We start from the raw sequence: 7,604 nt of genomic DNA, 5'->3' as shown, positions 1-7,604 counted from the left end.
ACGACGCTCGATGCGCCGCTGCAGCGCTTCGCGCGCGACACGCTGGTGCGCGCGCTGACCGAACTCAACGCGCCCGCGCATCGGCGCAACGTGCAGGACGGCGCGGTCGTCGTGATCGACAACGCGACCGGCGAGATTCGCGCGTGGGTCGGATCGTCGGGCGCGCTGTCGAGCGCCCGCGACGTGGACGCCGTGCTCGCGCCGCGCCAGGCCGGCTCGACCCTCAAGCCGTTCCTGTATGCGCAGGCGATCGACGAGAAACGGCTGACGGCCGCGTCGCTGCTCGACGATGCGCCGATCAACCTCGCCGCCGGCGGCGGCCTGTACATTCCGCAGAACTACGACAAGGACTTCAAGGGCTGGGTGAGCGTGCGCAGTGCGCTCGGCGGCTCGCTGAACGTGCCGGCCGTGCGCACGCTCGTGCTCGTCACGCCGCACCGCTTCGCGCGCACGCTGACCGCGCTCGGCCTGCCGCTCGCGCAGGAAGGCGACTACTACGGCTTCAGCCTCGCGCTCGGCAGTGCGGACGTCACGCTGCTGTCGCTGACCAACGCGTACCGCGCGCTCGCGAACGGCGGCGTTGCGCGCAAGGTCATCGACGTGCCAGCGCCGGCTCCGGCATCCGGCGCAGCCGGCGCGTCGGCCACGTCGCCCGCACGCACCGCCGACGGCACGCGCGTGTTCAGCGAGGCGGCCAGCTTCGTCGTCACCGACATCCTGTCCGACAACAACGCGCGTGTGCGCACGTTCGGCTTCGACAATCCGCTCGCGACGCGCTTCTTCTCGGCGGTCAAGACCGGTACGAGCAAGGACATGCGCGACAACTGGACGGTGGGTTTCACGTCGCGCTATACGGTCGGCGTGTGGGTCGGCAATGCGGACGGTTCGCCGATGTGGGACGTGTCGGGTGTCACGGGTGCGTCGCCGGTGTGGTCGGCGGTCGTCGGCTACCTGCACCGCGACCAGCCGAGCCGTGCGCCGCGCGCGCCGGCCGGCGTCGAGACGCGCCGCATCACGTTCGAACGCGATATCGAACCGTCACGCAACGAGTGGTTCATCGCGGGAACGGCGGTCGACACGATCCGGCTCGCCGCCCCCGTCACACCGGGCAAGGACGGCGCGCGCGCGCCGCTGACGATCGGCACGCCGACCGACGGCACGATCTTCGCGATCGATCCGGACATTCCGCCGAAGAACCAGCGGATCTGGTTCGAGCGTTCGGCCGGGCGCGCCACGAAGTTCGCGTGGCGACTCGACGACAAGGTGATCGGGCATGCCGATCGCATCGCGTGGCTGCCGTGGCCGGGCCGGCACCGGCTCGAACTCGTCGACGCGCGCGGCAATGTCGCCGATGCGATCAGCTTCGAGGTGCGCGGCGCGTTCGCAAAGGCGGCCGCACGCAAGCCCTGAGCGCTCGAGTGGGTGAGCCGGCCTTACTCGCCGGCCGCGTTCGTGTTCGCCTTCGGCGACTGCGGTTGCGCGGAGAAGTCGAGTGCCGGCGCGGTCGAGATCGCCGCCTCGTTCGCGACGCCGAAGTTCGGGCGCGGCTGGTAGCCGAAGATCTTCGCGATCACGACGCCCGGGAACTGGCGGATCTGCACGTTGTAGTGCTGCACCGTCTTGATGTAGCGGCCGCGCGCGACCGCGATGCGGTTTTCCGTGCCTTCGAGCTGGGTCTGCAGGTCGCGGAACGCTTCGTTCGCCTTCAGCTCCGGGTAGCGCTCGGACACCACCATCAGCCGGCTCAGCGCACCCGACAGCTCGCCCTGCCGCTGGTCGAACGCCGCGAGCGCGGCCGGATCCTTGGCCATCTCCGGCGTCATCTGCACGCTGCCCACCCGCGCACGGGCCGACGCCACCTCGGTCAGCACGCGTTCCTCGTGCGACGCGTAGCCCTTCACCGACGCGGCGAGGTTCGGCACGAGGTCGGCGCGGCGCTGGTACTGGTTCAGCACTTCGGACCACGCGGCATTGATGTTCTCGTCGGACGACTGGATCGCGTTATAGCCACACCCCGCGAGCGGAGCCAGCACGCAGCACACAAGCAGGATTCGAAACCATTTCATGGTGGATGTTTCCGGTTGAACGCTCCGGGTGGAGCGGTAGGTGAAAAGAAACGGGGGCGCAGGCACGCTGCGCGCGGTGGCTACCAGCGGCCCGATGCACCGCCGCCACCGCTCGAACCGCCATCGCCGCGGAACGAATCGGTGCTCGAGCGCGACCGGGAGCCGGACGAGGAAGACGACGAAGACGAGCCGATGCCCATCAACTTCGCCCAGATCACGGCGAGCACGCACAGCACGCCGAAGATGCCGGACAACACTTCCTCGACCGAATAGTCCATCTCGCGCCCGATCGCGATGATCATGAACAGCGTCCCGCCCACGATCGCCGTGTATTTGCGCACACGCGCCGACAGGAACAGGTTGATGCCGAGCAGGCACGGCGCGACACCGGCCGCCGCCGGGACGAACAACGCGGCGCCTAGCATGGCTTCGAGATTGCCGTTGAAGATCGTGCCGACCGGCAGCATCACGATCGGCACGACGGCCGCCACGAGCCACGCCGCCAGCAGCGCCACCCGGCGGCGCAACTGGCGCCACTGCGCGACCACGCCCAGCACGACGTTGGCCACCCCGAGCAGGAACCAGAACCGCACGCCGCCCGTATTCGCCTGTTTCCGCACCGGCAGGCCGTTCGACGGGTACTGTTCGCCGCCGGCCCGTGCGTCACGAGGCGGTGCGTTCGTGGCATCCGTCGTGGTCGCCGTGGCCGTTTCGTATGCGTCGTCGCGCCCGCCGGGCGCCGTCGCGGGTGCCGCCGGCTCCGGCGTGGCGACGTCCGCCGGCATCATTTCGCGTGCCAGCGCGTCCACCGCATCGCTGATGCCGCCTTCGATGCGGTTCTCGCGGAATGCCGGCACGATCCGCTCACGGATGATCCGGCCCGCGACGATGTCAGGAATCGTGCCTTCGAGCCCGTAGCCGACTTCGATCCGCACGGTATGGTCGTTGAGCGCGGCGACGAGCAGCAGGCCGTTGTTGACCTCGGCCTTGCCGAGCTTCCATTGGTCGAATACGGTGGTCGCGAACTGTTCGATCGTCGATTGCCCGGTCGACCCGACCAGCAGGATCGCGATCTGCACGCCGAGCCGTTGTTCGAGCGCCGCGAGGCGGTCGGTCAGCTCGGATGCGCAGGCGGCGCTCAGCACGCCCGTGGTGTCCGTCACGCGGCCTTTGAGCGGCGGTGCGGCTTCGGGATTTGCGGCGACCGGATAGGCCGCCGCCGCGGCCACGTGCGAGCAGGCCGACTGGGCCGGGGCGAAAGGCGGGGTGGCCGACGACGCCGCGACGGCGTTGCTGCCGTCTTCGGTTGGCGCGGCAATGGCCGCGCCGCCGAACAGCACGACCGCGCTCGCCAGCAAGGCCGCGGCCTTCCAGAAGCCGGGCCTGCGGGCCTCCCCCTTCGTGCTGCGTGTGTGCGGAATGCCGTTTCGGGTCGTGCCTGCCGACGATGCCGGATCGCCCTCGCCACCCGGCAGGCCCGGCCGGCCCGTCTGTCGTTTCAAGTTCATGTCGGAAACGGCGCGCCGGCTTCATCGGGAGCGGCGCGTTCTCTCGTCGTTTTTAATCGTCCCGCAGCATAACCAATTGCGAAGGGAACTGAAAGGTTTCCGGCCGGCTTCCGGACCGCGTCATTTCAGTCTGTCGTCGTATCGCCCCGATGCCGGCAAAGCCGTGCAGCGCATGAACGCTCGACGGCAGGTCGCCCCCGGCCACGAGCGGGCCAACCAGGCAAGCAGCCCCCCGTTTCGGGACCTAGAATATGAACGGCACCGTCTCTCCGGCGCCCACCGGTTGCCCCACTCTCCTCAAGGCCAGCGACCATGAACATTCACCCCCGCCGCTTCATCCGCCCCGCGCTGGGCACGCTCTGCATCGCCACCCTCGCGACGCTTCAGGCGTGCGGCGGCGATGCCTGCTTCGGCGTGGATGCCTGTTTCAACAACAACACGCAGACCGTCGCGCTCTCGGGCACCGCCGCGACGGGCGACGCGCTCGCCAGCGCGCAGGTGGCGGTCAGCTGCGTGACGGGCTCGGCGACGACGCTGACGGACGGCGGCGGCAACTATCAGGTGACGGTCAATGCCGTGCTGCCGTGCGCGATCACCGTGACGTCGGGCGGCACGAGCCTGCATTCGCTCGCGTACGCGGGCGGCACGTTCAATACGACGCCCGAGACCGAGCTGATGCTGGTCTATCTCGCCGCCCAGCTCGGCACGGACACGGCCACATTGATCGGCAATTTCCAGGGGAATTCGCGCTACCAGCAGGCGATGAACAATGCGAACACCGTACAGGCCGCACAATCGGCCGTGGTGACGAACCTGCAGCAGCGCTATTCGGTCACGCTCGCGGCGCCAGCATTCCTGACCACGTCGTTCACGGTCGGGCAACCGGGCGTCGACAGCGACCTCGTCGCACTCGCGAAAGCCGGTGCGATCGACTCGAACGGGATGCCGGATCCGGTGGCCGTTTCACTGCTGGCGCAGGCCGGCGCGGCACATCCGCTGTAAGCGGCCGGCGGCGGAAAGAAGATCGCCCGGGATCGGGCGTCAGGCGCGCGCGTCGGGCTCGCCATCGGCCAGCAGCGCCCACCGTTCGTGGTCGCGCCATTCGCCGCCGATGCGCAGATAGCGCGGCGAAAACCCTTCTTTCGTGAAAGCGAGCCGCCGAACCAGCGCAATCGACGCGTGGTTGCCGGGCTGGATGTTCGCTTCGAGCCGATGCAGCCCGAGCTCGCCGAACGCGACGCCGATCGCCGCGCGCAGCGCCTCGGTCATCAGTCCCTGGCCGCTGAACGCCACCATCCCGTAGTACCCGAGATACGCGCTCTGGAACACGCCGCCGACGATCTCGTTGAGATTCACCACGCCGACCACCGCCCCGGACGTGCGCTCGCGCGCGACGAGGCCGACGTTCGGCCCCGTCAGGCAGCGGGCGAACCACTGGTCGAATCCCGCCTGATCCGTGAACGAGTCGACCCACGGCAGATGGTGGCTCCGGCTCGCGCGGTTGGCGGCGATCAGGTCGGCGGCGTCGGTTCGGGCGACGCGGTTCAGCAGGATCGGGCGCATGGGTCGGTCGACGGGCGGCACTTACGCGGCCTCCCCGCGCCCGCACACGACGGACGCGGCCTGCGCCTGCTGCTGCGACAGGTACCGCAGCAGCTTGGTGACCATCCACACGACGATGCACGACAGCGCGACGAAGAACAGCGCGAGCGGTGTCAGGACATGGATCGACACGAAACCGGCCAGCCCCATCATCGCGGACGACACGAGCAGCAGCGCGCAGCCGAGGATCGCGCTCGTCAGGCCGGCGATATGCGGAAACAGCGAATTGCCCTTGGCCATCAGCGTCGGGTACATCGCGCCCGCGCAGAAGCCCATCACGAGCACCGGCGTCGCGAGCGTCCAGACGCGCAGCCCGACTGTGAGCGCCAGCACCAGCATCGCCACCGATGCCCCCGCCATCACGCGCGCGCCGATGCGCAGCCGTTGCTCGGCGCTCGGCAGCCCGCGCCCGTGAATACGGTTCGACAGGCCGCCGAGGAAATACATCAGCCCGATCCCGAGCGCGAGATAGCCGAAGAAGGTCGGCGGCTTGTGCAGCGTGGTCTGCACCATGAACGGCCCGACGATGTTGAACACGAGCAGGATGCTGTAGCACAGCCCCTGTGCCAGGAAGCAGCTCTGGAACACCGGGCTCGCCAGCACCTTGCCCGCGTTCGTCATCAGCGTGCGCGGCTCGAGATGCACCGGTTTCGGCAAGGTTTCGCGGTAACGCCACAGTAGCGCCCACATCGCCAGCGAGTACACCAGCAGGAACACGAGGCACGCGCGCCAGCCGAACCATTCCTGCAGGTGCGCGCCGATCACCGGCGCGATGATCGGCGCGAGCCCCCATGCGATCGACATGTACGTGAACGCGTGCATCAGCGCCTGGCCGGAGAACGAATCGGTGATGATCGCCTTCGCGAGCAGGTTGGTGGTCGCGATTCCGAAGCCCTGCAGGCAGCGCGCCAGCACGAAAGTCTCCAGGTTCTGCGCGCCGAGCGACAGCAGGCAGCCGATCGTGTAGATCACGAGCCCGAACGCGAGCACGCGCTTGCGGCCGTAAGCGTCGGCGATCGGGCCGAAGATGAGCTGGCCGAGCGCGTAGGCCGCCATGTAGCCGGACACGCTCGACTGGATCGCCTGCGGCGTGGTCGCGAACGAACGTGCCATGTCGGGCAGCGCGGGGACGTAGATGTCGATCGCGAGCTGGCCGGCGGACGCGAACAGGCAGATCAGGAACAGCAGGAAACGCGGCGAGTTCGACTCGCGCGCGGGAGTGAGCGTGGCGTTCATGACGACGGGAAGGGTTCAGGCGGTGGCGACGCGGCAGCCCGGCGTGTTCGGATCGCGAACACCGGTGCGCAACGTGCAGAATTGCGTATTGTGCCTGTTGTTGCGTGGCTCGACAGGATTCCCATGGCACGGGCGAGGTTGAATGCCGGCCGCCGGCTCTCATTCCGACTTCAGTCTGCGTCCGCCTAGTCGGCGATGGCTCGATCCGCGAGCCGCGGTACGTATTCCCATTCTGATTCGATCAGCCGCGTTCGATGGAGCGTCGACCATGCGATTCCGTTCGTTCAAGGCCTGACGCACGACGAGCCGCCCGGTCGGTTCGTGTCGTCACCGAAACCGCCGGCGCGTGCCGGCAATTTTTTATTGCCACATCGCTTTCCCCCTCACCGCCCGCTCATCCGTCGGGCGAGCGCCTCCCGCCCTCCGTATTTTCCACCCATTGACACGCCTCCCCGCCTTCGCCCTATACTCCCCGCAGCGTCGAGAATTGTTGAACAATCCAACATGCCAACTGGCGCCTGACCGGCCACCACGAAGGATTCCGGCCGGATATCCGTGTCTGCCAACTTTCCCCGAGAGCACCACGTCATGTCGAACTATCCCGCCGCCTACCAGGTCACCAAGGGCTCCGTCCTGAACGTCGACCGGTCCTTCTATTCCGCAATCGCGCAGCGCCAGGACGCGCGGCAGCGCATCGAATCGCACGTCGTGCCGATCCGCAGCGGTTTTGCGTGGACGGTGCCGGCCGGCCACGTGTTCCGCATCGTCACGCTGGAAGGCCCGCAGGTCGCCGACTTCAACATGTGGAGCCTGCACAATCCGCGCGAGCGCATGTGGGCGTCGCGCACGCGCCAGTTGCAGGCTGCGCACGTGACGACGTTCGACCGCATCTGGTCAACGCTGCCCTACCTGCGCCCGATGGTCACGATCACCGACGACACGCTCGCCGGCTATGGCGTCGACGGCGACGGCGGACGCGTGCACGACCTGCTCGGCACGCGCTGCGATCCGTACGTGAACAAGCTGCTGACCGGCGAGGATTTCCATTTCCACTGCCACTCGAACCTCGTGCGCGCGGTCGCGCCGTACGGGCTGACCGAATTCGACGTGCACGACGTGCTCAACGTGTTCCAGTGCACGGGCCTGAACGACGACGACAAGTACTTCATGAAAGCGTGCCCCGCCAAGCCGG

At 68.1% G+C, this 7,604-nt stretch carries 7 protein-coding genes; 3 read left to right on the top strand and 4 right to left on the bottom strand.

Annotated elements, in window-relative coordinates; translation table 11 throughout:
- The coding region (locus G3N61_RS37105; protein WP_277405133.1) for a penicillin-binding transpeptidase domain-containing protein at positions 1–1,410 on the top strand (1,410 nt) is incomplete at its 5' end.
- Between the two features lie 23 nt (positions 1,411–1,433).
- On the opposite strand, the gene G3N61_RS37100 is transcribed toward G3N61_RS37105, so the two are convergent.
- Entirely contained in the window at positions 1,434–2,066 is a 633-nt protein-coding gene (locus G3N61_RS37100) for a LemA family protein (protein ID WP_043184368.1), read from the bottom strand.
- A gap of 80 nt (positions 2,067–2,146) precedes the next feature.
- Complete coding sequence (locus G3N61_RS37095) at positions 2,147–3,574, bottom strand: TPM domain-containing protein (RefSeq protein WP_205824885.1); 1,428 nt, start codon at positions 3,572–3,574, stop codon at positions 2,147–2,149.
- Positions 3,575–3,886: 312 nt separating this feature from the next.
- On the opposite strand from G3N61_RS37095, the gene G3N61_RS37090 reads away from it, so the two are divergent.
- Complete coding sequence (locus G3N61_RS37090) at positions 3,887–4,576, top strand: hypothetical protein (protein ID WP_089452734.1); 690 nt, start codon at positions 3,887–3,889, stop codon at positions 4,574–4,576.
- Between the two features lie 39 nt (positions 4,577–4,615).
- Here the strand turns inward: G3N61_RS37090 and G3N61_RS37085 are convergent, their stop codons facing one another.
- Both G3N61_RS37085 and G3N61_RS37080 read right to left on the bottom strand, forming a co-directional pair.
- On the bottom strand, positions 4,616–5,137 hold the full coding sequence (locus G3N61_RS37085; protein WP_205824883.1) for a GNAT family protein: 522 nt from the start codon (positions 5,135–5,137) through the stop codon (positions 4,616–4,618).
- 21 nt (positions 5,138–5,158) lie between these two features.
- Positions 5,159–6,412: a multidrug effflux MFS transporter gene (locus G3N61_RS37080; RefSeq protein WP_205824882.1), complete on the bottom strand. Its 1,254-nt coding sequence runs from the start codon at positions 6,410–6,412 to the stop codon at positions 5,159–5,161.
- Between the two features lie 588 nt (positions 6,413–7,000).
- Between G3N61_RS37080 and G3N61_RS37075 the strand changes: the two genes are divergently transcribed.
- Positions 7,001–7,604 (top strand): urea carboxylase-associated family protein (locus tag G3N61_RS37075; RefSeq protein WP_205824881.1); only part of this gene is annotated, 604 nt, incomplete at its 3' end.

Origin of the sequence: Burkholderia sp. Ac-20349 (assembly GCF_017104865.1) — a bacterium.
In the GTDB taxonomy this organism is placed as follows: domain Bacteria; phylum Pseudomonadota; class Gammaproteobacteria; order Burkholderiales; family Burkholderiaceae; genus Burkholderia; species Burkholderia aenigmatica.
This window is presented reverse-complemented; position numbering and strand designations above follow the sequence as displayed.

Coding starts and splice junctions, on each gene's coding strand:
- G3N61_RS37100 (WP_043184368.1), bottom strand. CDS start 2,066: ATGAAATGGTTTCGAATCCTGCTTGTGTGCTGCGTGCTGGCTCCGCTC.
- G3N61_RS37095 (WP_205824885.1), bottom strand. CDS start 3,574: ATGAACTTGAAACGACAGACGGGCCGGCCGGGCCTGCCGGGTGGCGAG.
- G3N61_RS37090 (WP_089452734.1), top strand. CDS start 3,887: ATGAACATTCACCCCCGCCGCTTCATCCGCCCCGCGCTGGGCACGCTC.
- G3N61_RS37085 (WP_205824883.1), bottom strand. CDS start 5,137: ATGCGCCCGATCCTGCTGAACCGCGTCGCCCGAACCGACGCCGCCGAC.
- G3N61_RS37080 (WP_205824882.1), bottom strand. CDS start 6,412: ATGAACGCCACGCTCACTCCCGCGCGCGAGTCGAACTCGCCGCGTTTC.